The 23325-nt window shown below is 38.2% G+C and carries 24 protein-coding genes; 19 read left to right on the top strand and 5 right to left on the bottom strand.

What is annotated here, in order from left to right; all coding sequences use genetic code 11:
* The 5 genes from IGJ93_RS10625 (at position 1) to IGJ93_RS10605 (ending at position 6177) form a co-directional block, all read left to right on the top strand.
* Positions 1-1767: a glycoside hydrolase family 35 protein gene (locus IGJ93_RS10625; protein ID WP_430596939.1), complete on the top strand. Its 1767-nt coding sequence runs from the start codon at positions 1-3 to the stop codon at positions 1765-1767.
* Positions 1768-1778: 11 nt separating this feature from the next.
* The gene (locus tag IGJ93_RS10620) at positions 1779-3734 is read left to right on the top strand and encodes an alginate lyase family protein (protein WP_067482737.1); all 1956 of its coding nucleotides are present in this window, start codon (positions 1779-1781) and stop codon (positions 3732-3734) included.
* 13 nt (positions 3735-3747) lie between these two features.
* Complete coding sequence (locus tag IGJ93_RS10615) at positions 3748-4875, top strand: glycoside hydrolase family 88 protein (RefSeq protein WP_218657940.1); 1128 nt, start codon at positions 3748-3750, stop codon at positions 4873-4875.
* A gap of 11 nt (positions 4876-4886) precedes the next feature.
* Positions 4887-5723 (top strand): MBL fold metallo-hydrolase, encoded by an 837-nt coding sequence (locus IGJ93_RS10610; RefSeq protein WP_430596938.1) that lies wholly within the window; start codon positions 4887-4889, stop codon positions 5721-5723.
* Positions 5724-5949: 226 nt separating this feature from the next.
* Positions 5950-6177, top strand: coding sequence for a hypothetical protein (locus IGJ93_RS10605; RefSeq protein WP_067482731.1), 228 nt, complete (start codon positions 5950-5952; stop codon positions 6175-6177).
* A gap of 251 nt (positions 6178-6428) precedes the next feature.
* On the opposite strand, the gene IGJ93_RS10600 is transcribed toward IGJ93_RS10605, so the two are convergent.
* Positions 6429-7277 carry a MurR/RpiR family transcriptional regulator gene (locus IGJ93_RS10600; protein ID WP_067482730.1) on the bottom strand — a complete coding sequence of 283 codons (849 nt, stop codon included), beginning with the start codon at positions 7275-7277 and terminating at the stop codon, positions 6429-6431.
* A 135-nt stretch (positions 7278-7412) separates the two neighbouring features.
* Between IGJ93_RS10600 and gnd the strand changes: the two genes are divergently transcribed.
* From gnd to IGJ93_RS10550, 10 genes are all read left to right on the top strand, one after another.
* Positions 7413-8324, top strand: coding sequence for a phosphogluconate dehydrogenase (NAD(+)-dependent, decarboxylating) (gnd, locus tag IGJ93_RS10595; protein ID WP_067482728.1), 912 nt, complete (start codon positions 7413-7415; stop codon positions 8322-8324).
* Positions 8325-8337: 13 nt separating this feature from the next.
* A complete protein-coding gene (locus IGJ93_RS10590; protein ID WP_071869168.1) occupies positions 8338-9336 on the top strand; it encodes a D-isomer specific 2-hydroxyacid dehydrogenase family protein in 999 nt (332 codons plus the stop codon).
* Between the two features lie 80 nt (positions 9337-9416).
* On the top strand, positions 9417-10262 hold the full coding sequence (locus IGJ93_RS10585) for a PTS mannose/fructose/sorbose/N-acetylgalactosamine transporter subunit IIC (RefSeq protein ID WP_067482724.1): 846 nt from the start codon (positions 9417-9419) through the stop codon (positions 10260-10262).
* 21 nt (positions 10263-10283) lie between these two features.
* Entirely contained in the window at positions 10284-11150 is an 867-nt protein-coding gene (locus IGJ93_RS10580; RefSeq protein ID WP_067482722.1) for a PTS system mannose/fructose/sorbose family transporter subunit IID, read from the top strand.
* A 21-nt stretch (positions 11151-11171) separates the two neighbouring features.
* Entirely contained in the window at positions 11172-11678 is a 507-nt protein-coding gene (locus tag IGJ93_RS10575) for a PTS system mannose/fructose/N-acetylgalactosamine-transporter subunit IIB (RefSeq protein WP_067482720.1), read from the top strand.
* 85 nt (positions 11679-11763) lie between these two features.
* Positions 11764-12690 (top strand): hypothetical protein, encoded by a 927-nt coding sequence (locus IGJ93_RS10570; protein ID WP_075491544.1) that lies wholly within the window; start codon positions 11764-11766, stop codon positions 12688-12690.
* On the top strand, positions 12684-13127 hold the full coding sequence (locus tag IGJ93_RS10565; RefSeq protein WP_067482716.1) for a PTS sugar transporter subunit IIA: 444 nt from the start codon (positions 12684-12686) through the stop codon (positions 13125-13127). Before IGJ93_RS10570 ends, IGJ93_RS10565 begins: the two co-directional genes overlap by 7 nt.
* Before the next feature lie 17 nt (positions 13128-13144).
* Positions 13145-14209: a mannonate dehydratase gene (gene uxuA, locus IGJ93_RS10560; RefSeq protein ID WP_071869167.1), complete on the top strand. Its 1065-nt coding sequence runs from the start codon at positions 13145-13147 to the stop codon at positions 14207-14209.
* Positions 14210-14239: 30 nt separating this feature from the next.
* Positions 14240-14899, top strand: coding sequence for a bifunctional 4-hydroxy-2-oxoglutarate aldolase/2-dehydro-3-deoxy-phosphogluconate aldolase (locus IGJ93_RS10555; protein WP_086270712.1), 660 nt, complete (start codon positions 14240-14242; stop codon positions 14897-14899).
* Positions 14900-15171: 272 nt separating this feature from the next.
* A complete protein-coding gene (locus tag IGJ93_RS10550; protein ID WP_067482710.1) occupies positions 15172-15891 on the top strand; it encodes an HAD family hydrolase in 720 nt (239 codons plus the stop codon).
* 90 nt (positions 15892-15981) lie between these two features.
* Here IGJ93_RS10550 and IGJ93_RS10545 read toward each other — a convergent pair whose 3' ends face one another.
* A complete protein-coding gene (locus tag IGJ93_RS10545) occupies positions 15982-17496 on the bottom strand; it encodes a PTS transporter subunit EIIC (RefSeq protein ID WP_067482708.1) in 1515 nt (504 codons plus the stop codon).
* An 11-nt stretch (positions 17497-17507) separates the two neighbouring features.
* Positions 17508-18197: an N-acetylmannosamine-6-phosphate 2-epimerase gene (locus IGJ93_RS10540; RefSeq protein ID WP_067482706.1), complete on the bottom strand. Its 690-nt coding sequence runs from the start codon at positions 18195-18197 to the stop codon at positions 17508-17510.
* 159 nt (positions 18198-18356) lie between these two features.
* Here IGJ93_RS10540 and IGJ93_RS10535 point away from each other — a divergent pair, with 159 nt between their 5' ends.
* The gene (locus tag IGJ93_RS10535) at positions 18357-19175 is read left to right on the top strand and encodes a MurR/RpiR family transcriptional regulator (RefSeq protein WP_067482704.1); all 819 of its coding nucleotides are present in this window, start codon (positions 18357-18359) and stop codon (positions 19173-19175) included.
* Positions 19176-19260: 85 nt separating this feature from the next.
* Here IGJ93_RS10535 and IGJ93_RS10530 read toward each other — a convergent pair whose 3' ends face one another.
* The gene (locus IGJ93_RS10530; protein ID WP_082294047.1) at positions 19261-20502 is read right to left on the bottom strand and encodes an MFS transporter; all 1242 of its coding nucleotides are present in this window, start codon (positions 20500-20502) and stop codon (positions 19261-19263) included.
* A 278-nt stretch (positions 20503-20780) separates the two neighbouring features.
* Here IGJ93_RS10530 and IGJ93_RS10525 point away from each other — a divergent pair, with 278 nt between their 5' ends.
* Positions 20781-21152: a winged helix-turn-helix transcriptional regulator gene (locus tag IGJ93_RS10525; RefSeq protein WP_067482702.1), complete on the top strand. Its 372-nt coding sequence runs from the start codon at positions 20781-20783 to the stop codon at positions 21150-21152.
* A gap of 531 nt (positions 21153-21683) precedes the next feature.
* On the opposite strand, the gene IGJ93_RS10520 is transcribed toward IGJ93_RS10525, so the two are convergent.
* Complete coding sequence (locus IGJ93_RS10520) at positions 21684-22415, bottom strand: SDR family oxidoreductase (protein ID WP_071869162.1); 732 nt, start codon at positions 22413-22415, stop codon at positions 21684-21686.
* A gap of 74 nt (positions 22416-22489) precedes the next feature.
* Here IGJ93_RS10520 and IGJ93_RS10515 point away from each other — a divergent pair, with 74 nt between their 5' ends.
* A complete protein-coding gene (locus IGJ93_RS10515; RefSeq protein ID WP_067482696.1) occupies positions 22490-22948 on the top strand; it encodes a MerR family transcriptional regulator in 459 nt (152 codons plus the stop codon).
* 35 nt (positions 22949-22983) lie between these two features.
* Positions 22984-23310: a nucleotide pyrophosphohydrolase gene (locus IGJ93_RS10510; RefSeq protein ID WP_067482694.1), complete on the top strand. Its 327-nt coding sequence runs from the start codon at positions 22984-22986 to the stop codon at positions 23308-23310.
* The last annotated feature ends 15 nt before the right edge of the window (positions 23311-23325 follow it).

The raw sequence follows: 23325 nt of genomic DNA, 5'->3' as shown, positions 1-23325 counted from the left end.
ATGAATTTCGAAGTCAAAGAAGAATTTTATGTGGATGGGCAGCCAATCAAGTTGATTTCTGGTGCCGTTCATTATTTTAGAATTGCCCCGACACATTGGCGTCAAACGTTACAGAATTTGCAAGCAATAGGCTGTAATTGCGTGGAAACGTATATCCCTTGGAATTTACATGAACCACAAAAGGGAACGTTTGATTTTACTGGGATTGCGAATGTAACTAAATTCTTAGATATTGCAGAAGAATTAGGTTTGTATACCATTGTTCGACCAAGCCCGTATATTTGTGCAGAGTGGGATTTTGGTGGGTTGCCAGCTTGGTTATTGGCAGATCCAAGCATGCGTATTCGCAGCCAACATCCAGGTTATTTGCAGGCGGTGAAAGAATATTATCATGTATTATTACCAAAATTGGCGCCATATCAAGTTACACGTGGAGGGCGTTTGTTGCTTGTTCAAGTAGAAAATGAATATGGTTCTTACGGCGAAGATAAAATGTATTTAAAATTTTTGGCAGAGGAACTCCGTCGTTACTTTGATGTTCCTTTAGTAACTTCAGATGGTGGCTGGGAAGAAGTTTTAGAAGCTGGAACTTTACCACAAGAAGGTATTTTAGCTACAGCAAATTTTGGTTCTGATGCAAATGAAAACTTCAAATGGTTACAGAATTATCAGGAAAAAAATGGACTGAAGGAACCTTACATGTGCATGGAGTTTTGGGATGGCTGGTTCAATTCTTGGGGGAAACCAATTATTCGTCGTGATCCACAAGAAACAGCAGAAGAAGTACGCCAAGTGTTAAAAAAAGGGAGTATTAATTTCTATATGTTTCAAGGTGGCACAAACTTTGGATTTTATAATGGTTGTTCAGATGCAGGAGCAACCAATGAACCACAGATCACTTCTTATGATTATGATGCGCCATTAACAGAATGGGGTATGCCAACAGAAAAATATTTTGCTATTCAAAAAGTTATTCAAGAAGAAGTACCAACAGCTAAAATTTCAAAACCTGTTTATCCAAAGACAATTTACTTAGGTTCTTATGCAGTGAAGGAAAGTGTCAGTTTGTTTTCTGTTTTGGAAGAAATCAGTGAACCGATAATCAATGACTACACCTTACCAATGGAAAAAATCGGACAAAATTTTGGGTATACTTTGTATCGTAGCCAATTATTGAACAAACGTCATATTGCCAAAATGAAAGTTGTTGATGGTTTGGATCGTGTGCAGTTTTTCATGAATCAGCAGTTGATTACAACCCAATATCAGGCAGAATTAGGACAAGAATTTGCATGCGAATTGACTAAAGAACAAAATGAATTGAGTTTGTTGGTTGAAAATATGGGCCGAAATAATTATGGGCCGAAGTTAGTTGCAGATAGTCAACGAAAAGGGATTCGAAGTGGGGTGATGGAGGATATTCATTACATCTCTGATTGGGAACATTATCCGTTAGAATTGCAACCGGAGCAGTTAGAAAAAATTGATTTTACCAAAGCGACAATCGCGAAAACACCAAGTTTTTATAAGGTTGAGCTATTGCTAGAGGAAGTTGGAAATACGTTTTTAGATTGCAGCAGTTTTGGTAAAGGTGTTGTTTTCGTGAATGGGGAAAACATCGGGCGCTATTGGCAAGCAGGGCCGACCCAGTCTTTATTCATTCCTGATTTCTTTTGGAAAAAAGGGATAAATGAAGTCATTATTTTTGAAACAGAAGGTGTGCCAATCTATGAAATTCATTTTTCTGAAGCGCCTATCATGGCATAGGAGTCAGTGACATGGAGCAAAATTTTAAAGGTTTTTTCAATTGCACAAGTCAAGAAGAGCTGTTTGAATTTAAAGAAGAGTTGCTAAAAAATAACGAAAAAGAGTGTCAAGAACTGCTTGCGAGGAGTCAACGGTTTGTTTCTGGGGAATATCTTTTTGATAACGCATGGGACATGGAAAGAACCCACGAGCCTGTTTTCTGGCAAGTAGCAGACATTGAGTGGTCAACTAGTCCAAATGGTGATTTGGAATGGCTCTATATGTTACATCGTCATCGCTTTTTAGTTGATGTAGGATTGGCCTATTTATTAACTGAAGAGCCAGAGTACCAAGAATATCTTGAACGTTTTTTACACGCGTTTCTTCAACATAATCCGCTAAATCAACTAACAAAACAATCTAGCTGGCGAACCATTGATGTTGGGCTACGTGTAGTCAATTGGTTGAAGCTAGTTGAAATGAATCGCTTCTTGCCACTTTTTTCGGACGAATTGAAGCAAAAAGTAGAAACAGCTCTTGAGATTCAAGGAACGTATCTCTACGAAAATTTATCAATTGAACGAGGGCAGAGCAACTGGCAGGTTTTAGAAATTGCAGGGTTGTATAGTTTAAGTCTAGCTTTTCCCAATTTCGAGAAGGCAGATTTATGGCAAGCAGAAAGTCTCTTTTACTTAACGCATTCATTCGCTTTACAAGTGGAAGCAGATGGTATGCAACGAGAACAATCTTTTATGTATCACAATGAGGTTTTGCTTTGTTTATTGGAAATTTTACAACTCGCTCAAAGGACAGCAACTGACGTACCAGAAAAAATGGTTGACTATGCGAAACAATTGGCAAGAGCAGCAAGCTTGTTTGTGAAACCAAATGGTCAGCAACCAATGTATGGCGATAGCGATCAAGAAGATATGACGGGCTTATTGCAATATGCAGAAGTTATTTTAACCAATCTAGAAGAACCAGTGAAAAAAAATCAAGCAGACTTAACCTTTTTTGCAAAAACTTCTTTAGGAAGAGGTCAATTTCCAATTACCGATTGCTTGTTATTGAAAGAAGCCTTTCATCATTTTGAGCAAGCAGGAATCATGATTGCAAAAAGCCCACTGACGTATCATTTGTTTAAATGCGGACCTCTGGGGGGCGGGCATGGACATGATGATTTACTCCATATTGACTTAGCCTATCAAGGAAAAGATATCTTGATTGATTCAGGTCGATACAGCTACGAATTAAGTAAGCACCGACTGGTTTTCAAAGAAGCAACAGCGCATAATACCATCGTGGTTGATAAAGAAAACTTTAATCAGCATACAGATGCGTGGGACAGTGTCAAAGTGGCGACACCAATCAATCAAAAAGCTACCGAAAAGTCAGGCATCCAGTTTTTTGAAGGTGGACATTTGGGTTATTTTACATTAGCTGATCCAGTGTACGTCGATCGTAAAGTGATTCATTTTCCGGAGGGATTCAGCTTTGTTAGTGACAGCTATATTTGTCGCGGAAATCATGAAATTGAAACCTTTTTTCACTTTGATTCATCAACAGTTCAACAAAAGCAAAGTATGTTAATCTTCCCAGAATTAGGCTACGAGATTTCATGTTTAGCAAAAGAAGCACGCTGGGAATGTTACGAAAAAAATAGTGCGCCAACCTATAATGAATTGCGAAAAATCACTTGTGCGAGAGCAAAGAAAAATATTCAAGGAACAGCCGCAACAACTTATCTTTTAAACCCACAAGGACTGGTTACAAAAGTTGAAAAGCTACCCGTTTATTCAGAAGCAGAACAACAACCAGATGAAGTAGTGGAAGCAATCAAGGTTCAGTTGAAAGATCGCACACAAAAACTCATTCTAATTCAGCATCAAGAGCCTGCCCATGGGCGAAGAGCCTATTGTGTTGAGGGAGAATATTATTATGGCCGAGTGGTTGTAGCTACTGACCAAGAAAAAATTGTTTTGTATTAAATTGGAGGGCAATATGCTAACGAAAGAAAAAGTAGCACAAGAGCTTGAATTTGTTTATCAAAAAATCATTGAGAACCTGACAACATTTGAAACCTTAGTTCCGGCAGCAGTTTCTAAAAACTATTGTTATCCAGCTGTTGAAAACGCAGATTGGACAGATGGTTTTTGGATTGGTATGCTGCATTTGGCTCAAGGCTATCGACCAGACAAGCGAATTCAGCAAGTGATTACCAAACAGCTAGAAGTATTTCAACAACGACTAGATGAAGAAATTGTTTTGAACCACCATGATATTGGTTTTTTATACTCCTTGGCAGCAGTTGCCGACTATCGTGAAAATAACACAGCTTCTTCACGAAAAATGGCGCTCCAAGCCGCGGATGTTTTAATGCGACGTTATAACGAAACAGCGAAGATTTTCCAAGCATGGGGGGAGCTTTCTGATAAAGAGCAGCAAGGTCGAATGATTATTGACTGCAATATGAATTTGCCTTTACTGTATTTTGCTTCAAATGAAACAGGCGACCCACGTTATCGAGAAGCAGCTAAAAATCATGTGAAATTGGCACAAAAATATTTGATTCGTGAGGATTATTCGACTTTTCATACGTATTATATGGATATTGAGACAGGAAACCCTCGTTTTGGCGCGACAGCGCAAGGCTACGCAGACGATTCCTGTTGGGCAAGAGGTCAAGCTTGGGGAATCTATGGATTTCCAATCAGTTTTACTCATACAGGTGATGCAACGTTACTAGAGTCTTCTTGTTATTTAGCAGATTATTACTTAGCCCACTTGCCGGAAGATAAAATTGCTTATTGGGATCTGTTTTTTATGGATGGCGAGGAAGAAAGAGATACGTCTGCGTCAGCAATTACTGTTTGTGGTTTGTTGGAGTTGGCAAAAAACTTACCGTTAACGGATTCACGACGCCAAAAATATGAAGAGGCTGCGCAGGAAATCATGGTTAATCTGATGAATTACACGACAAAAAGTCATCCTGAATCAAATGGTTTACTAGTTCAAGGCGTATACTCTAAGCCAGGTGGGACAGGAGTTAACGAATGTACTACCTGGGGGGACTATTTTTATTTTGAGGCACTGACACGTTTGTATCGAAGCTGGGCAACTTATTGGTAGGAGGAAACAACATGAAAATTCATTATTTAGGCACGGCGGCAGCGGAAAGAGTTCCCGGGATTTTTTGTAACTGTCGTATTTGTCGTTATGCACGAGAACATGGTGGAAAAGACTTACGAACTCAGACACAAACCTTAATAGATGATGGTGAGTTATTAATTGATTTTCCTGGAGATAGCTATTTTCATTTACGGGAACATCAGCTGAATTTCAATGAGATTGAACATTTATTGATTACACATTGGCACAGCGATCATTTATATGTAGAAGATTTGGCTTTTCGAATGAGCTCGTATGCGAATGATTTGGATAAAAAACTGACCGTTTATGGTAATGCAACTGTTCATCGCTTCTTTGATCGTGCATTTGAATTAGAAAAAATGATTGAACCTGAACGAATCGAGTTTCAAGAATTAGCGCCATTTGAAAAGTATCAAATTGGTGAGTATCAAGTTCATACACTACCAGCTGTTCATGGTCAAAAAAATGGAGATTGTTTCATTTATGTGATTGAACGTGATGGGAAACGCTTATTTTATACACATGATACAGGATTTCCAACCGATGAAGTTCTGGATTATTTAGAAGAAAATCAATTAAAATTAGATGCGATCTCATTGGATTGTACAGGACAAAACATGACATATGTTGGTGGTATTCACATGAATTTAGGAGAAAATTTACGACTGATTCAATCGTTGTCCGAACGAGGGTTATGTGATGAAAAGACGACCTATGTTCTTAGTCATTTTTCTCACAATGGAGGTTTGACACATCAAGAAATGAAAGAATTAGCAGATGAGCACCAAATGTTGACAGCTTATGACGGTATGCTGATTGAAATTTAAGGATGAAGAGAAGAGTGGAGCAAAACGTGTGAATGTTTGGCTCTACTTTTTTTCTATTTTTATAATCAAGTTATTTTTTATAAATGAATCAGTGTGCCCAAAATACATTGTTTTTCTGACGCATGGTATAATAAAACTATAGAAGTTTCAACAGGCAGGTTCCAACGCGTAAAGATTTCAAGTTTTGATAAAAAGCAAAATATCGGTGGAAATGGGAGGGATTATGATGGAAGAAACAGTTTTTTTTAATTTAGGAAATGCATTAGCAGCAAAACGTGACCCAAAAGAATTGATTCGTGAAGCACAAATCGTGAAAGACCAACGTCAGCCACTGGGAAAATTGGTCATTGTCGAAGATGAATCAAGTGGAGAACATATATTGTTTGAATTAGCGAGCCAAGAAGAAAAATCGGAACAGACAAAAGAGTTCAAGGTGAAACAAGTGATTGATTAAGTAAAAATAATTCAATAAAGCAGGCTGACTACTGAAGTATGGTATGGGGAAACTTAGTTGCCTGTTTTTTTGTGGGATAGTGCTAGGTAGTTTCTTACCTAGACAAAAATAAGTAGAGAACACAGATGCCTCTGATTTGACACGTGTGTACTGTCTTTCTCCTTTTGATGCCACCAATAAACAATTTACTTTCAGAACAAATAAAAAATCCACCAACCATTAGTAATCTGGGCTAATGGTTGGTGGATTTTTTATTGTTTGCTGCGAGCAATTACTCGGCGAACTTTGGAAATTGAATCACGTGCTTTTTCTTGATTATAAAACATTAAAATGACGTAAAGCGAGTCCATAATGCTTAGTTGAGAAATTCGCGAAGCTAAAGCTTCAGAACGAAATTCGGTTTCTTCTGCAATGGAAATAAAGACCACGTCACCCAACTTAGCCAAAGGAGAATTTGCCTGACTTGTGACGACGATTGCTTTTGCCCCGGTGGCTTTGACGGTTTCTGCTAAACGAATGGTTTCTTTTGATTTACCTGTATGAGAAATCAAGATTGCACAATCAGTGGGTGTTAAAAGAGAAGCCTCCATCAATTGAATATGGTAATCCGTACTATGAAAAACTGAGATTGGTGAGCGTAAAAATTTGTGATAAGCATCGGTTGCAACGATTTCAGATCCACCTACACCAAAGAAAAAGAGCCGATCAGAAGTGTTGATCAGATCAACCGCTTGCTTTAAATCTTCTTGTCGCAATAACCTTTGTGTATCATTCAAAGTTGTGATGTTGGAGTCAAAAACTTTTTGTGCCATGGTTAATTCCGTATCATTTTGATCAATGTTTTCGTGGATGGCAATCGCAGAAAAATCATTTTCTTGAATGAGCATTGCCATTTTGAAATCTTTGAATCCATTGTAACCAAGTTTTTTCGTAAATTGAAAAAAAGTGGAGTCAGCGATTCCAAGCTCATTCGCTAAATCGCTAATGGAACTGTGGGCTACTTTACTTGAATTTTCTAGAACATAATCTGCAATGGCTTGCTCTTTCGGACTGAAATCATTGTACATGGTTCTTATTTGTAAGCGAATGGATACAGACATATGTGTTCCCCCTTTACTCTCTAAATAAAGGATATAATGTTTCAATAAAAAAATCAAACGAAAAAATTTTTATTTTTTATGTTTACAAAAAAATATTTTTTTGTATAATGAGGATATAGAAATGGAGGCGCTATCATGAAGGTGAGTTTTGTTGGATTAGGTAAGATGGGAATGAACTTAGCAATCAATTTGAAAGAGCGTGGCTATGAAATAAAGGGGACAGATTTAGCTGAAGAGACGTTAAATATTGCAAGTCATGAAGGGATCGAAGCCTTTCAAACAGTCGAAGACTTACTAGCTTCTTATCAAGAAGACAAGCTAGAGCAAAAAATTATTTGGTTGATGTTACCCGCAGGCAGCCCAACTGATCGAGTATTAGAGCAATTATTGCCACTTTTAGCACCGCAGGACATTGTGATTGAAGGTGGAAACTCAAATTATCAAGATTCAGTTCGGCGCGCAGCAATTTTTGAAGAACGTGGCATTTATTATTTTGATTGTGGAACTTCGGGTGGTATTTCAGGTGCGCGTAACAATGCGTGTTTGATGATTGGTGGAAACCAAGAAATCTTTTTATCTATTGAGCAATTATTTAAAGATCTTGCAATTGAAAACGGTTACCTATATGCTGGGCCAGCTGGGAGCGGTCACTTTTTGAAAATGGTTCACAACGGGATTGAATATGGCATGATGCAGGCAATCGGCGAAGGCTTTCAATTAGTGGAACAAAGTGATTATGATTTCGATCTAGCAGATGTAGCTCGTGTTTGGAATCACGGTTCCGTTATTCGAGGGTGGTTAATGGAAATCGCAGAAGAACAATTTCGCCAAAGTCCTGAATTGGCAGATTATCGTGGAATCGTAGCAGCTTCTGGTGAGGCAAAATGGACGGTAGAAACAGCATTAGCAATGAATGTCCCTGTTCCGGTGATTGCGATGAGTTTATTCATGAGAAATCTGTCACAGGAAGAAGACAGTTTTTCTGCAAAAGTTGTTTCTGCTTTGCGAAATGGTTTTGGTGGTCATGAAGTAATCAAAAAAGAGTGAAGGGAGTAAAAAAATGGCTAAGTATCAAATCGCAATTGTGAATTCAAGTAGCTTTGGCAAAATTTTTCCTGAACATTTAAAACGATTAGAAGCGTTAGGAACCGTCAAACACTTTACTGTAGATGGTGAGATACCTGGAAAAGAACTGGCAGAAATGTTGCACGGCTACAATGTGATTATTGCCAGTGTTACCCCGTTTTTTACCAAAGAATTTTTCGAGTATAAAGATGAACTACGTTTGATTTCTCGACACGGCATTGGGTACAACAATATCGACCTCGAAGCAGCAAAAGAAAAAGGAACGATTGTTTCAATCATTCCGGCATTAGTTGAGCGAGATGCCGTAGCCGAAAACAATATCACAAATCTGTTAGCTATTTTAAGATGCACAGTTGAAGCAGATTCTAGTGTGAAAAAGGATCACTGGGAAGATCGTGCACAATTTGTTGGTCGGGCACTCTTCAACAAAACAGTTGGCGTAATCGGGGTTGGAAACACAGGAAGCTGTGTGGTCGAGATTTTACGAAATGGATTTCGTTGCGAAGTTTTGGCATATGATCCTTATAAATCAGAGTTGTATTTACAAAGCTTTGGTGCCAAAAAAGTGGAGCTGGATGAATTACTTGCTTCAGCAGATATTATCTGTTTATGTGCCAATCTTACAGAAGAAAATTATCATATGATTTCAACGGCTGAAATCGAAAAGATGAAAGATCAGGTTTATCTGTCAAATAGTGCTAGGGGTGCTTTGATTGATGAGGAAGCACTGGTTGCAGGGCTAAAATCAGGAAAAATCGCTGGTTTTGCTACAGATGTCTTGGAAGAAGAACCGGGAAGAAAAGATCATCCTTATCTATCATTTGAAAATGTTGTAATGACACCACACACCTCTGCATATACAAGGGAATGCCTAGAAGAGATGGGAAAAAAATGTGTTGAAGATGTCGAGCGAATTGTTGCTGGTCGTTTACCAGAACGAGCGGTCCAAAGTCAGAGCTATTATTTAGTATAAAATTCAGTTGATAAAATCAGTTCGTAGGATAAAGGTCGTTAGGTCAAAACAAAAATGAACGAAAGTTTAGGGGAGGACTTATGGAAAATTTAAGTATCATACAAAGTTTATTGATTGCCTTATGGGTTGCAGCTATCATGTCAAGATGGCTTGGCGGAGGGGCAACGTTAACACTTCGATTCTCGCCATTGATGACAGGGTTAGTTGTCGGAATCATCATGGGAAACGTGGCACAAGCAATGATTATCACCGCTTCATTACAAATGATTTATATGGGTGTCTTTTCACCTGGAGGTTCAATGCCAGCTGAACCATCAATTGCAGCAGCGGTGGCTGTTCCAGTAGCACTTTTAGGAGATCTTTCACCTGAGGCAGCAATTGCAGTAGCTGTTCCAGTAGGATTATTAGGAAGTTATTTATATCAATTGCGCTTCTTTATCAATACATTTTTAGGGAAATATACAGATAAAGCTGTTGAAGACTTGAATGACAAAGCAATCAAACGTTCAATTATCTTATATCCAACCTTGGCTTCATTTCTGTTATTCGTACCGTTAGTATTTATCGCACTTTATTTGGGGGCACCAATTATTGCCGATGTGATTACTGCTTTAGAAGGAACGGTTGTGATTCATATTTTAGAAGTTGTTGGTGGTGGTTTAGCGGCAATTGGGATTGCTACAACAGTTTATGTTATTGGTCGAAAAGATTATATGGTGTTCTTCTTCTTGGCTTATTTCTTAAGTGTTGTCTTCAAATCATTAGAAATCACGATGGTAACTTACGCAATCTTTGGTGTATTGATTGCTTTGATTTTCGTGAAATCACAACAAGGAAAACATGTCCAAGCAGCTGCTGACAATGGTAATGGTACTGCAACGACAACGTTCGATGATGATGACGATGACTATGATGATGGATTCTAAGCAAAGTAAGGAGGAAGAATGATGACAGAAGCAATTGAAAAAACACAAGTAAACAGTCAAGCACCAGAAGAGATTACCAAAAAAGATGTGACGAAAGCCTACTTACGTTGGCATTTCGCTAATGAAATTCCGCACTCATTTGAACGCTATTTGGCACCATCCTTACTTTATGGAATGATGCCGATTTTGAAAAAATTGTATAAAGATGATGATGCTAGAAGAGCTGCTTATAAACGTCAGTTGTTGTTCTTCAATACCCAATTAAGTTGGGGTGGTGGTGTAATCACTGGGTTAATGTCTTCAATGGAACAACAACGTGCAGAAGAAGAATATACTGACAGTGAAGTTTTGATGCAAGATGATTTGATGTACAACACAAAAGCTGGTTTGATGGGGGCTTTAGCAGGAATTGGGGATGCGATTGACTCAGGAACTGTTCAATATATCTTTATTGCAATCGCAGTTCCATGGGCACAACAAGGTAGTGCGTTAGGCGCGTTGTTCCCATTCATCTGTTTTGCCACGTATCAAGCGATTTTAGGGGTGTTCTTTGCAAGACAAGCTTTTGCAATGGGACGAAATGCCACTGGTTTGATGCAAAGCACCGGCATTCAAACAGCAATTGAAACATTATCTGTTTTAGGGCTATTCATGATGGGTGTTTTAGCAGGTAATTATGTCAAAGTAGAGTCAACCTTGAAGTTTGTTATTTCGGGTAAAGATTTCGTCATTCAAGATATTTTGGACCAAATTGTTCCAGGGTTGTTGCCGTTAGCAGTCGTGATGGGTGTTTACTGGTTCTATAACAAAAAGGGACTAAAAGTAACTCAAGCGTTGCTCTGGTTAACATTGATTTTGATTGTCTTAGCAGGTATTGGAATTTTATAAAAATTAAAGGAAGTGTTTTTGATGGGAAAAGTAAACTTAGCACGTGTAGATGAACGTTTAATCCATGGTCAAGTAATGGTGACTTTGTCACAAAAGAGCGGAGTTAATTCCATTTTTGTAGTGGATGATGTTGTCGCAAAAGATAAATTCATGCGTGATCTTTATAAAAACGCGGGAAGTCGTACGGGGCAAAAAACGATTGTCATCACAAGCGATAAAGCAAAATTTTATTGGGATGAATATGAGTTTAAAGAGTATAACTGCATCTTGATTGCCAAAACAGTGAGTGTGATCTATGACTTAGTCAAACATGGTATACCAATGAAAGAATTAAATATTGGCGGGATTGCTCAAAAAGATCCAGAAAAAGATTTATTAGTAACAAAATCAGTTTATTTAAATAAAGAAGATGCGCAAAAATTAAAAGAATTGAACGAAGACTATGGGGTTGAAAATATTTATTTCCAAGCAACGCCATCTGCGCCAAAATCAACTTTAAAAGACATTTTAAGCAAATTTGATTTGTAAAATCACGCATAAGGATAAGCAAATGGAGTCTGGGATTGATTACCAGACTCCCCAAATAAACGAACAAGGATAGGTGGGGAGTACGATGCAAAAAAAGGAACGCTTTCAAGATTGGTTGTTTCGTTACCAATATGTCTATCGCTTACGGCGTACACACAAACAAAAAACAAGATTTATCTCAGCTGTTATTGCAGATATTTTGCCGATGCGAGAAGACGTACAAGTAATTGAATATAACCAACAGAAAAGAACCTCTTCCAGAAATATTTACATTGGCGATGTCGAAAATGCCGAGCGAGTGGTTTGCACGTATTATGACACACCACCTAGACATGTGGGGGCGTACACTTTGTTTCAACGAAAAGAACAAGCGAAGGCTACGACCAAATTTATTTTGTTAGGCACAGTCAGCCTGATTTTTATTGGCTTAATGGCGACGATCGTTTACTTAATGAAGCATGCATTGGTTTTTGATGTGACTACTTTTAGTACATGGCTCGTAATAGCTGTCTTTGCTAGTTACTTTTATTTTTTAGGCAAGGTGACTCAAGGATTGTCGAATCGTAAAAATCTTGTTCGGAATACGTCATCGATCTTGACGCTACTAGCAATGATGGAAGAACCCGATGAAAAAACAGCTTATGCACTGATTGATGAAGGATGCTTTGGTGAGCAAGGAGTTACGGTACTACAAAGTGTAACCAAAAGAAATTGTGAAGTGTACTTGTTGGATAGCATTGGGGCGAAGGCACCATTGAGAGTACTGGGTACGCCTAAAAAAACAAGTGAAGCTGCTAAAAAAGCAGGCATTGAAGTTGTGTCCGAACAATTGTTAGAAAAACAGCCGATGTATTTGTTTAGTGGTGAAAATCAAGCAGAGACAACTGGCTTTTATCTAAGTCGAGAAGTACTCGATCAAAAAGAACTTAATATGGAAAATATCGTAAAAGTTATGACTTTTTTCAAAAGAAATGAACCAAAACTGTCTGTCGAGGAGGAAGCATCATGTTAGGAATTGTGATTGCAACACATGGTACGTTGAGTGAAGGATTAAAAGATGCTGCAACGGTAATTATTGGGGCAACGAATAATACAGCAACCGTTCGCTTGAACCAAGCGGATGATGTACAACTTTTAGGTGAAAAAATCGGGAAAGCAATCCATGAAGTCAATCAAGAAAATGGTGTCATTGTATTAACAGACTTGGTAAGTGCTAGTCCCTACAATCAGTCAGTATTAGCTGTTAGTCAATTAGAACCAGCACTTCAAGAACAAGTGTATGTTATTGGCGGTGTCAACTTACCAATGTTATTGGAAACGATCAATCATCAATTAATTGAAACGCCTTTAGAACAAGTTGCTCCGGCAATCCTTGCACAGGGAGAAGATAGTTTACAAGCATGGCATACATCAATGACTGAAGAAAATGATGAAGAAGATGACTTTTAAAGGAGGCGTAAGCCAAGATGAAGTGGGGATTTAGATGGTATGGTCAAGGAGACTCGATTCCGCTGGAAAATGTAGGTCAAATTCCGGGCATCAATGGAATTGTAGGGACTTTGTTAGACAAGTTACCTGGTGATATCTGGGAAGTTGACGAAATTCAGGAATTAAAAGATTCTGTTGAAGCTGGAAATCTAGAATTATTAGGAATTGAAAGTGTGGCCATCCATGATGCAATTAAAGCAGGAACAGCCGATAGAGATCATTATATTGATAACTATATCCAGACAATCAAAAATTTGTCGAAGTGTGGCGTGCATTTGATTTGTTATAGCTTTAAGCCAATTTTTGGTTGGGCAAAGACCAATTTGTTTTATGAAAATGAAGATGGCAGCTTTTCGTTAGTCTATGATCAGTCAGTAGTTGACAACATGCAGCCAAGTGAAATGTATACATTGATCCATAGCCAATCAAAAGGATTTCGTTTGCCCGGCTGGGAGAAAGAACGCCTAGATAAATTCAATCGGTTGGTGGAAACTTATGAAGGTGTGACGGAAGAAGTTTTATTTGAAAATCTTTCCTATTTCCTGCAAAAAATTATTCCAGTTTGTGAGGAAATGGATGTGAAAATGGCTATCCATCCGGATGATCCACCATGGGAGATCTTTGGCTTCCCACGCATTACAAAGAACCTGGCAGACTTAAAACGAATTTTATCAATTGTTGATTCTCCTTACAATGGAATTACGTTATGCACAGGTTCCTTGGGAGCAGATCCAGCCAACGATTTGGTTGAAATCATTCATGAAGTTGGAGAACGAATTAACTTTGTCCACTTTAGAAATGTTGGCTTTATGGGTGAAAGAAAGTTCAAGGAAACAGCACATTTATCAACAGAAGGTTCACTTGATATGTATGCGCTGATGCAAGCATTAGTGGACGTTGGTTTTGATGGTGTGATTCGTCCTGACCATGGTCGAACGATTTGGGGAGAAGTGGCGATGCCAGGCTATGGTTTATATGACCGCGCAATGGGGATTACCTATATGCAAGGATTACACGAAGCAATCACAAAAGCCAAAAAATAGATCACGTTTTGTGAGGGAGCGAGTTTGAAAATGCAGACAATTCAAAACGAAGTTTATCAAAAAATCGAAGAAGCAAAGCTATTGCCTCTTTATACTGCAACGGATCTTGACTATCTGGATCGATTGGAAGAAATTCTGTTAGCAAATCAGTTACCGTTAGTTGAAGTCACGTTTCGTAGTGAATTGGCAGAAGCGGCCATCAAACAATTAGCAAAATCTGGAAAATTATTGGTGGGTGCGGGCACTGTGCGAACGTTGGCACAGGCAAAGGCAGCAGTTAAAAATGGCGCAAAATTTATTGTGTCACCAGCTGTGATTCCTGAAGTCATCGAATATAGTTTAGCTCAAGGTATTCCCGTTTTTCCTGGAACGGCAACATCCAGTGAAATTCAGCAAGCGGTGGATTATGGTATTCATATGGTTAAATTTTTCCCAGCAGATATCTATGGCGGGCTAAAGGCAATCAAGGCCTTGAGTGGACCATTTTATGACGTGAAATTTTTGCCAACGGGTGGCATTGATGAAACCAATGTTCTCGACTATTTGAACCATTCTCAAGTAGTAGCAGTTGGTGGGTCATTTATTCTTTCAGAAGCAAGTTTGAAGCAAGATGACGGAGTAACTGCCAGTCAGCACTTGAACGAATTAATAGAAACAATCAAAGAACAATCTTTCACGGCAAGCAGATAAAGTTGTGAATGTATCAAACGGGTAAAAAAGAGGGTGGGACAAAACGAACAGGCGTTTTGCCCGCCCTTTTGACGGAAATGACTACTAGTTAGGCGAGAAAAAGCAAAGAAAAAGCAAAGAAAAAACAACGTTCTGAAATGAGCAAATAATTGTAGAAAAAGCTGTGAATCCTCTGCTTTTTCTTTTCGTTAGAGGGTTCCTTAATCGCTTACTGCTGTCCTTTCTTTCCCTTTTGAGGTAGAATGAACCAACTCAAGTTATTGGAGGCTATTATGAATAAAATCGAATTATTTATTTTTGATATGGATGGACTAATGTTTGATACAGGTCGTCTTAGTTATCGAGGCTATTTCAATTCTGCAGAAAAACATGATTATGAATTGAATCATAATGTTTATTATTATTTAACAGGAAAAACGGATTCAGATATTCGTTTAGGGATGAAAGAACTCTATGGCGAGGAGGTACCTTACAATGAATGGCGTGACTCAATGAACGTGTTCAAAAATGAACTATTGGCGAAAGAAAAAACAGTTCATAAAAAATATGGTTTGGTTCCATTATTAGATTTCGCCAAAGAACAAGGGGTTAAAATCGCTGTTGCCTCGTCTTCAAACCGAGAAAAAGTCTTAACTTATTTAGAGATGGAAGGACTTACTGACTATTTTGATGTACTATTGGCGGGGGATGAAGTCGAAGCCGGGAAACCAAATCCAGAGATTTTCTTAAAAGCCAGTCAAAAAGCTGGTGTTGATCCAGCACATGCGCTTGTTTTTGAAGATTCAAGAGTCGGGATCGAAGCAGCGCGTCGTGCAGGAATTCTTTCTGTTCTAGTTGAAGATGATATCACGGATCTACCAGTTAGAAAAGGGCGCTATCCACTGAAAAAAGATCTTTCACGTTTACGAGAACGTCCAGCACCCGCAGATTTTCAGTTTCATGATTTGTTGCAAGCTAGAAATTTTTTGGCGAAAAAAGAGTTGTTTTTATAAGTATTTAGTAAATGAAAGAATGAAAAAGCTCAGTTGTCTAGTGTGGGACAACTGAGCTTCTTTTTTATGCAATCAATAAGTAGCAAACTGCTAACTATCTTTATTTAAAATTTGGTTGATTTCCTGACTCAAAAGATCTGCCTTACCACCAAAAACGGCTTGGATGCCACCTTTAACTTCAAAAACAGCTGTAGCGCCTAATTCTTGGATAGCTTGTTTATTGACCAGTTGTCCGTCGGTGACAGAAACACGCAGACGAGTAGCACAAGCTTCGACTGATTCAATATTTTCTTGGCTTCCGAGTGCAGTAATGATGGTTAGTGACTCGTCATGTAAAGTAGTTGGTTTCTTTTTGTTTTCCTTTTCAAATTCGTTCGGAGTTTCATCTGTAGCTAACTCCATACCTGGAATCGCCACTTTGAATTTTTTGATACAAAATGAAAAGACAACATAATAGATAACTGCCCAAGCAAGACCAAAGGGTAGTAATTTCAACCAATTTGTTTTGTCGTTTCCTTGTAAAACACCAAATAATAAGAAGTCAATGAGGCCTCCAGAAAATGAATTACCAATTCGAATGTTTAAAATATCAGCGAAATAAAAAGAGAGACCATCTAAAAATGCGTGAATGACATATAGCCATGGAGCTACAAATAAAAACATATATTCAATAGGTTCAGTAATCCCAGTTAAAAAAGAGGTCAACGCACCACTAAAATACAAACCACCATTCTTCTTACGGTTTTGTTTGGGAATCGCGCGATACATTGCATAACATGCAGCAGGTAAACCGAACATCATCGTAGCAAATCTTCCTGCGAAGAAACGGGTTCCGTAAGTGAATAGACCTGTGTGGCTAGAATCGGCTAACTGAGCAAAGAAAATATTTTGTGCACCTGAAATCGTTGAACCAGCAACTGTTTCTGTTCCGCCCAACGAAGTATACCAGAACAGTGGATAAATCGTGTGGTGCAAACCAACTGCACCAGTCAGACGAAGTAAAAAGCCATATAAAAATGTACCCAAACTACCCATTTGTGCAATTTGCTCTCCAGCAATGACTAAGCCGTTTTGAATTGGCGGCCAGATCAAATAAAAAAATGAACCGATAAGAATTGCAGCTAAACTAGAAACGATGGGAATAAAACGAGAGCCGCCAAAAAAACCAAGAAACTGTGGTAATTCGATTTTTCGATAACGATTATGCAAAAAGGCGACCGTGCCACCAATGGCAATTGAACCAACAACTCCAGTATCCAAAGAGGCACCCTCTGGAGAAAAAAGTTCCAGAAAGCCACTAATTGTTGCTGTATACACGAGATAGGCAACACCGCCAGCTAATCCAGCAGTTCCTTTATCGCCATTTGCCAAGCCAACTGCGATACCAATCGCAAAAATCAACGCTAGATTTGCAAAAACAGCATTACCAGCAACACTCATAATACTCAAAATCGTGTGTAGCCATGGTTGTGCTAAAAGTGGGTAGGCATTTATGGCGCTTTCATTTGTTAGCGCGCCACCCAGTCCAAGAAGAAGACCAGCGACAGGTAAGATAGCAATTGGGAGCATGAAAGCACGACCAAGCTGTGAAAATTTTTTGAACATAGTGATTCCTCCTAGTTTAATCCATCAACAAAACGCTGTGCAATTTCTTGCGGTCGCGTAATTGCACCACCAACAACAAGTCCAGCAACACCTAAGTCTTTGATTTTTTTTGCTTGTTCAGGTGTGTGGATCTTTCCTTCTGCGATAACACATAGATTTGCATCAACCAATTGTTTGATAAGCTCAATATCTGGCTCGTTTTGGTGTTTACTGTCTGCTGTGTAACCACTCAATGTTGTCCCAATAAAGTCAACTCCTGCCTTAGCAGCATTGACACCTTCTGCAAATGTGGCGATGTCCGCCATCAATAGTTGATTGGGATACTTATCTTTAATTTGAACAATAAAGTCATTGATTTTTAAGCCATCGTGACGTTTTCGTAAAGTACAATCAAGAGCAATAACTTCCACACCGGTTGCAACAAGCTCGTCAACTTCGCGCATGGTTGCAGTAATAAAAGGTTCTTCAGGTAAATAATCACGTTTGATGATACCAATCATCGGCAAGTCAACTTGTTCTTTGATTTCCAAAATATCACGAACAGAATTTGCACGAATACCAACAGCTCCTGCTTTTTGAGCAGCCAAAGCAAATAAAGGCATTATTCCGCCAGTTTCGCTGTAAAATACTTCGCCAGGTAAAGCCTGACAAGAAACAATCAACCCGCCAGAAATGGCATCTAAAAATGTTTGTTTTTTCATTCTCCTTAATTCTCCATTTTTTGTTTTATTTTTGGATAATAACTCCGAACATAGTGTAGCATCCGCTTACAATCATGTAAAGCCTTAATTGGAGAATTTTGGAGAATTCTTTTGTTTTGGAGTATAATGAAGCGAATACGTTGTAGTGAAGGAGAAGTCATGAAGTATACCTATTTGATTCGCGAGCACTATCCATTTTTAACAAAATCTGAAAAAAAAGTAGCTGACTATATTTTGGATTCTGGGAAATCAGTTATTTATAATACAATGAGTGACATCAAGGCAAAAACAAAAGTTGGCGATGCAACAATTATTCGTTTTTGTCAAAAATTAGGTTTTTCTGGTTTTTCTGATTTGAAAATCGAAATTGCGAAAGAAGACTTTAGCCAGAAACAAGAGCTACCGAAAGAAGCAAAATATTTTACTGAAATCGCAGTTGGAGTAAAAGAGGCATTGAATGCAACAGAATCATTACTTAACGAGGAAACATTAGCCGATGCGCTTCAACTGATTAGCCAGTCAAACAACATTTATATATTTGGAGTGGGATCAAGTGGAACGACTAGTTTAGATTTAGCTACTATGTTTCTAAGAGTTGGTGTAAAGGCGCATGCAGTAGTAGATCCGCATATTCAAGCACAGGTTGCTTCACTATTGGATGAAGGAGACACAGTAATTGTTTTTTCACTGTCAGGGAAAACAAAAGATACGTATGATTCAATGAAAATTGCGAAAAAAAATGGTGCCAAAATTTTGGCAATTACGAATTATCTTCAATCGCCAATTGGACGAACCGCCGATTTTGTTTTACAAACAGCAATTGAAGAGTTTCTGAACGGGGCGTCTTTAGCTGGAAAAATCTCTCAGCTTTATCTTTGCGATATTCTGGTTCAAGGTTATGAACGAAAAAATAACGTTGATTCGATTGAGTTAAGGGAAAAGGTACTGCGGGCAATTATCGATAAGAGTATCGATTAAACGCTTAAATAGACATAACGTATGTATAGGAAAAAAGCATCAAGAAAACGCAAGAAGAGGACGAGTCTTAGGCTCGTCCTCTTCTTTATTTTGTGACACTAGTTGAATTTTCAGGATTCATTTCCTGTGCAGTTAAAGACAGTTGTTCTATTTTTTTATTTTCAGCAATCAATTTTAGAACTAAAAAAACAGCCAGTAAGACAATACCTGCTCCGAAAATTGGCGTGTAACCAACGCCGACAGTTTTTGTTACTTGTCCTCCGACAAACGAGCCGAATGCGATTCCGATATTAAATGCAGAAATATTAAATGCTGAAGCTAGAGTAATATCTTTTGGTGTATAGCCTTCAGCTAGTTGAACGACATAAAATTGTAGCCCAGGAACATTCATGAAAGAGAAGAGTCCTAAGACGAGTGTTGCAACGGTTGCTACTAGTTTATTTCCACTCAAAATTGTTAAAAATAGGAAAAGTAGAGAAAGAACTAACAGACCAAACATAACACCTAAAGCTTTCAAAGGTTGCCGGTTAGAGTAATGCCCACCAATCGTATTTCCAATGGCAACCATTAGTCCATAGATAACTAATAAGATAACGACAGCATGTGCAGAATAACCAATTTTGTCTTGCAAAATTGGCGTTAGGTAAGTATAAGCAGCAAAAGTACCACCATAACCAAGTGCAGTGATCAAAAAGGAACCAACTAAAAATTTATTTTTAAAGATTCTTAGAATACCTCGCAAGTCTACCGACCCTGGGATAGGTAAGCCACTTGGAATCAAGAATAAATTGGCGAGTAACCCAATGAAACCAACAGCTGCAATAAAAATGAATGTCATGTGCCAATTGGTCTGTTGGCCGATGAAGGTACCTAATGGAACACCTGTAACGGTAGCCACGGTTAATCCAGTAAACATGATGGCAATTGCACTGGCACGTTTATGTGGCTGAACAACATCTGCTGCAATGACACTTGAAACGGACATGAAAATACCATGAGCTAGGGCAGAAATAACACGACCAATTAGTAACATGGCAAAGCTTGCAGCGAATGCAGCAAATAGATTTCCAACAATGAATAAAGACATAATCATCATCATTAAAAATTTTCGATTCCATTTTCCAGTTAAAATAGTTAAGAGTGGCGCGCCGACAGTAACGCCAATTGCGTAAAGGGAAACAGTCAGTCCTGCTTGTGCCAAGCTAACGTGAAAGCTATTTACAATCAAAGGCATAAGGCCAACACTGATAAATTCAGTTGAACCAATGGCAAAGGCATTGATAACTAATGCCATCAATGTAAGTGTGGGTGAGATTTTATTTTTCATTTTTTTCCTCCTAAAAGTTTGTTACCTGACGAATAGAAAATATAGACCTTATTTATGAAAGTAGAAAGTACCTACTTTTTAGTGCAATAGGTACTTTTTTGTAACATTTGCGTAAGTACGCGAAAAAAATCGTTTTATTGTAGTATTAGAAATTTTTCATTTTTTATTTAAGACGCTGATTATTAATTGATAGTCTTTGAAAAAAGTTTTTTTGCTTTCAAAAGTTGATAGAAGGTGCTAGTATTTGGAGCGTATCTTTTTTGGAGGAGAGTAAGTGAATGGAAAAAATTTATCATATTGGTGTTGAAGCAACTTTAGAAGTGATTGGGGGAAAATGGAAACCAATTATTCTTTGCCATTTAGGAAATGGGGCTATTCGCACGGGTGAACTACGCCGAAAAATTCCTACAATTACGCAAAAAATGTTAACGCAACAATTGCGTGAGTTAGAGCAAGACGGTATCGTTCATCGAAAGATTTATAATCAAGTGCCTCCTAAAGTAGAATATTCATTAACAGAAGAAGGAAAATCACTACGGGAGATTTTGGTTGCAATGTCTGTTTGGGGTGAGGAGCGAATTGAAAAGCAGCAAGAAGAAGGCAAGTCAGTCAAACTTTTACATACGCACGGCGGTTATTTGAATTATTAAGAGAAAGGTTGTGAAAGAAGTGCCCAGCTCCAATAAATAAGAGTAAATTTCCAGAAATTGTTCCTCAAATTTTTGTGAAATTTGGGCTTATTTTGAAGGAGGTACTTCTTGAACACTGAGAGAAAGGTTGTGGCTCCAGGTGTTTAGCTTCAAGGAATAAGAAAAAGTGGACTTATTGTCGAATAAGTTGCTTGAGGAACACTGAGGAAAAGGTTGTGGCGCAAAACGTTCAGCTCCGAACAGATAGCAAGCAGTTACTCAAAACAGCATCTCATGTTTTGAAGTGGATGAAAGCTATGTGGAGGAGTTGTTTTGGGAACACCGAGGGAAAAGGTTGTAGCGCAAAAGGCTTAACCTGTGACTCCAAGCGTTCAGTTCCGAAAAGAGAAAGAACAACTGACAAAAATATCAAACAGAGATACCAAAAACTTTTCATAAATGGTAAGAGTAGCATGTTATTTTTAGGAGCTACTCCTTAAATAGAAAAAAGGTTGGAACCATTTGTTCCAACCTTTTTTAGTATCAGAATGATTAGCCATCTTGGCGTGTTGCTGCAATGTCAATTTCTCTGATGTTCACTTCTTGTGGCATATCATAAATAAATTTAACCACTTCTGCGACGTGGACAGGATCAAGAGTGATTCCGCCCATTGTTTCTTTCCATGCTTGATAGTCCGACAAAGCACCAGTATCTGTAACATGAGTTAATAATTCCGTTTCGGCAGCGCCAGGGGCAACTAAGCTTACACGAACATTATCTTTTGAAACTTCTTCGCGAATGGTTTCGCTTAATCCGTGAACACCAAACTTTGAGGCAACATAAGCGGCATGATTCACAAAAGTTTTACGTCCAGCTAATGAAGACATGTTGATGATTGTACCGTGCTTTCTTTCAACCATATCTGCTAGTACAGCTTGCATACCATTTAACACACCTAAAACATTTGTGTCCATCATCGTTTTCCATTCCGATGGAGATTGTGATTGAACATTACCTAATAACATCACACCAGCGTTATTTACTAATAAATCAGTTTTTCCAAACTTTTCTTCTGCTGCGGCAATACTGGCTTTGAAAGCTTGTTCATCAGTCACGTCGACAGAGTCAACAAGCACTTGATCAAAATCAAGCGGTAAGGAATAGATTTTTTCTGTACGACGACCTAGCAATAACATGGGATAGTTTTCTTTATTAAATAATTTGGCGATTTCTGCTCCAAAGCCTGAGCTTGCTCCAGTAATCACGATTAGGGGTTTATTCATTTCATTTCCTGCTTTCTTCTGTTAAGATAAACGTAGTATACAACTTGGAGTTAGCTCCAAGTCAAGGAGGAAAAATGAAAACTTATACAATTGGCGAAATTGCTGAAAAGTATCAATTATCAACAGACACCTTACGCTATTATGATAAAGAAGGCTTGTTGCCATTCGTGAAAAAAAATTCAGCGGGGCGACGTGTATTTACCGAGGATGATTTAGGTTACTTGAATGTCATTGAGTGTTTAAAAAAATCGGCTATTCCAGTAAAAGATATTGCAACATTTATGGAATGGTGTATGCAAGGTGATGGGACTCTACCTGATCGCTATGCCTTTATTGTTGAACAAGAAACGATTTTAGAAGCAAAAATTCAAGTATTAGAAGCTAATTTGGCTTTTTTACGTTGGAAGAAATGGTATTATCAAAAAGCAAATGAAGTTGGAACAGAAACAGTTTTTTTTGAACCAGGAACAAGACAAGTCAGCGAAAAATGGCATCAAGAATATGAAGACCAATTATCAAAGACTGTCTACTAAAAAACTTAGTGATAAAAAGAAAGTAGGCCCGACAAATGAACAGTATGGAAAAAGTAAATAAATTTCGTGATGATCGGAATTGGCGACAATTTCATAACGAAAAAGATTTAGCGATTTCGATTTCTTTGGAAGCTTCAGAACTACTGGAACTTTTTCAATGGAAGCAACCTGAGGAAGTTACGACAAATCAGGTAGAACGAATTAAGGAAGAGCTAGCAGATGTTTTAATCTATTCGTACATGTTAGCGGATAATCTTGATTTCGATTTGGATGAAATCATTGAAGAAAAGTTAATCAAAAATAATAGAAAATATCCTGTCGAAAAGAGTATAGGAAAGCGCGAAAAATACACGGAACTCTAAAACAAATGAGTAGTA

This window comes from Enterococcus sp. DIV0174 (assembly GCF_050529065.1).
Taxonomy (GTDB): domain Bacteria; phylum Bacillota; class Bacilli; order Lactobacillales; family Enterococcaceae; genus Enterococcus_B; species Enterococcus_B thailandicus.
This window is presented reverse-complemented; position numbering and strand designations above follow the sequence as displayed.

What these genes read in the sequence shown, in the direction of transcription:
- IGJ93_RS10625 (WP_430596939.1), top strand. Translation starts at nt 1, where the DNA reads ATGAATTTCGAAGTCAAAGAAGAATTTTATGTGGATGGGCAGCCAATC.
- IGJ93_RS10620 (WP_067482737.1), top strand. Translation starts at nt 1,779, where the DNA reads ATGGAGCAAAATTTTAAAGGTTTTTTCAATTGCACAAGTCAAGAAGAG.
- IGJ93_RS10615 (WP_218657940.1), top strand. Translation starts at nt 3,748, where the DNA reads ATGCTAACGAAAGAAAAAGTAGCACAAGAGCTTGAATTTGTTTATCAA.
- IGJ93_RS10610 (WP_430596938.1), top strand. Translation starts at nt 4,887, where the DNA reads ATGAAAATTCATTATTTAGGCACGGCGGCAGCGGAAAGAGTTCCCGGG.
- IGJ93_RS10605 (WP_067482731.1), top strand. Translation starts at nt 5,950, where the DNA reads ATGGAAGAAACAGTTTTTTTTAATTTAGGAAATGCATTAGCAGCAAAA.
- IGJ93_RS10600 (WP_067482730.1), bottom strand. Translation starts at nt 7,277, where the DNA reads ATGTCTGTATCCATTCGCTTACAAATAAGAACCATGTACAATGATTTC.
- gnd (WP_067482728.1), top strand. Translation starts at nt 7,413, where the DNA reads ATGAAGGTGAGTTTTGTTGGATTAGGTAAGATGGGAATGAACTTAGCA.
- IGJ93_RS10590 (WP_071869168.1), top strand. Translation starts at nt 8,338, where the DNA reads ATGGCTAAGTATCAAATCGCAATTGTGAATTCAAGTAGCTTTGGCAAA.
- IGJ93_RS10585 (WP_067482724.1), top strand. Translation starts at nt 9,417, where the DNA reads ATGGAAAATTTAAGTATCATACAAAGTTTATTGATTGCCTTATGGGTT.
- IGJ93_RS10580 (WP_067482722.1), top strand. Translation starts at nt 10,284, where the DNA reads ATGACAGAAGCAATTGAAAAAACACAAGTAAACAGTCAAGCACCAGAA.
- IGJ93_RS10575 (WP_067482720.1), top strand. Translation starts at nt 11,172, where the DNA reads ATGGGAAAAGTAAACTTAGCACGTGTAGATGAACGTTTAATCCATGGT.
- IGJ93_RS10570 (WP_075491544.1), top strand. Translation starts at nt 11,764, where the DNA reads ATGCAAAAAAAGGAACGCTTTCAAGATTGGTTGTTTCGTTACCAATAT.
- IGJ93_RS10565 (WP_067482716.1), top strand. Translation starts at nt 12,684, where the DNA reads ATGTTAGGAATTGTGATTGCAACACATGGTACGTTGAGTGAAGGATTA.
- uxuA (WP_071869167.1), top strand. Translation starts at nt 13,145, where the DNA reads ATGAAGTGGGGATTTAGATGGTATGGTCAAGGAGACTCGATTCCGCTG.
- IGJ93_RS10555 (WP_086270712.1), top strand. Translation starts at nt 14,240, where the DNA reads ATGCAGACAATTCAAAACGAAGTTTATCAAAAAATCGAAGAAGCAAAG.
- IGJ93_RS10550 (WP_067482710.1), top strand. Translation starts at nt 15,172, where the DNA reads ATGAATAAAATCGAATTATTTATTTTTGATATGGATGGACTAATGTTT.
- IGJ93_RS10545 (WP_067482708.1), bottom strand. Translation starts at nt 17,496, where the DNA reads ATGTTCAAAAAATTTTCACAGCTTGGTCGTGCTTTCATGCTCCCAATT.
- IGJ93_RS10540 (WP_067482706.1), bottom strand. Translation starts at nt 18,197, where the DNA reads ATGAAAAAACAAACATTTTTAGATGCCATTTCTGGCGGGTTGATTGTT.
- IGJ93_RS10535 (WP_067482704.1), top strand. Translation starts at nt 18,357, where the DNA reads ATGAAGTATACCTATTTGATTCGCGAGCACTATCCATTTTTAACAAAA.
- IGJ93_RS10530 (WP_082294047.1), bottom strand. Translation starts at nt 20,502, where the DNA reads ATGAAAAATAAAATCTCACCCACACTTACATTGATGGCATTAGTTATC.
- IGJ93_RS10525 (WP_067482702.1), top strand. Translation starts at nt 20,781, where the DNA reads ATGGAAAAAATTTATCATATTGGTGTTGAAGCAACTTTAGAAGTGATT.
- IGJ93_RS10520 (WP_071869162.1), bottom strand. Translation starts at nt 22,415, where the DNA reads ATGAATAAACCCCTAATCGTGATTACTGGAGCAAGCTCAGGCTTTGGA.
- IGJ93_RS10515 (WP_067482696.1), top strand. Translation starts at nt 22,490, where the DNA reads ATGAAAACTTATACAATTGGCGAAATTGCTGAAAAGTATCAATTATCA.
- IGJ93_RS10510 (WP_067482694.1), top strand. Translation starts at nt 22,984, where the DNA reads ATGAACAGTATGGAAAAAGTAAATAAATTTCGTGATGATCGGAATTGG.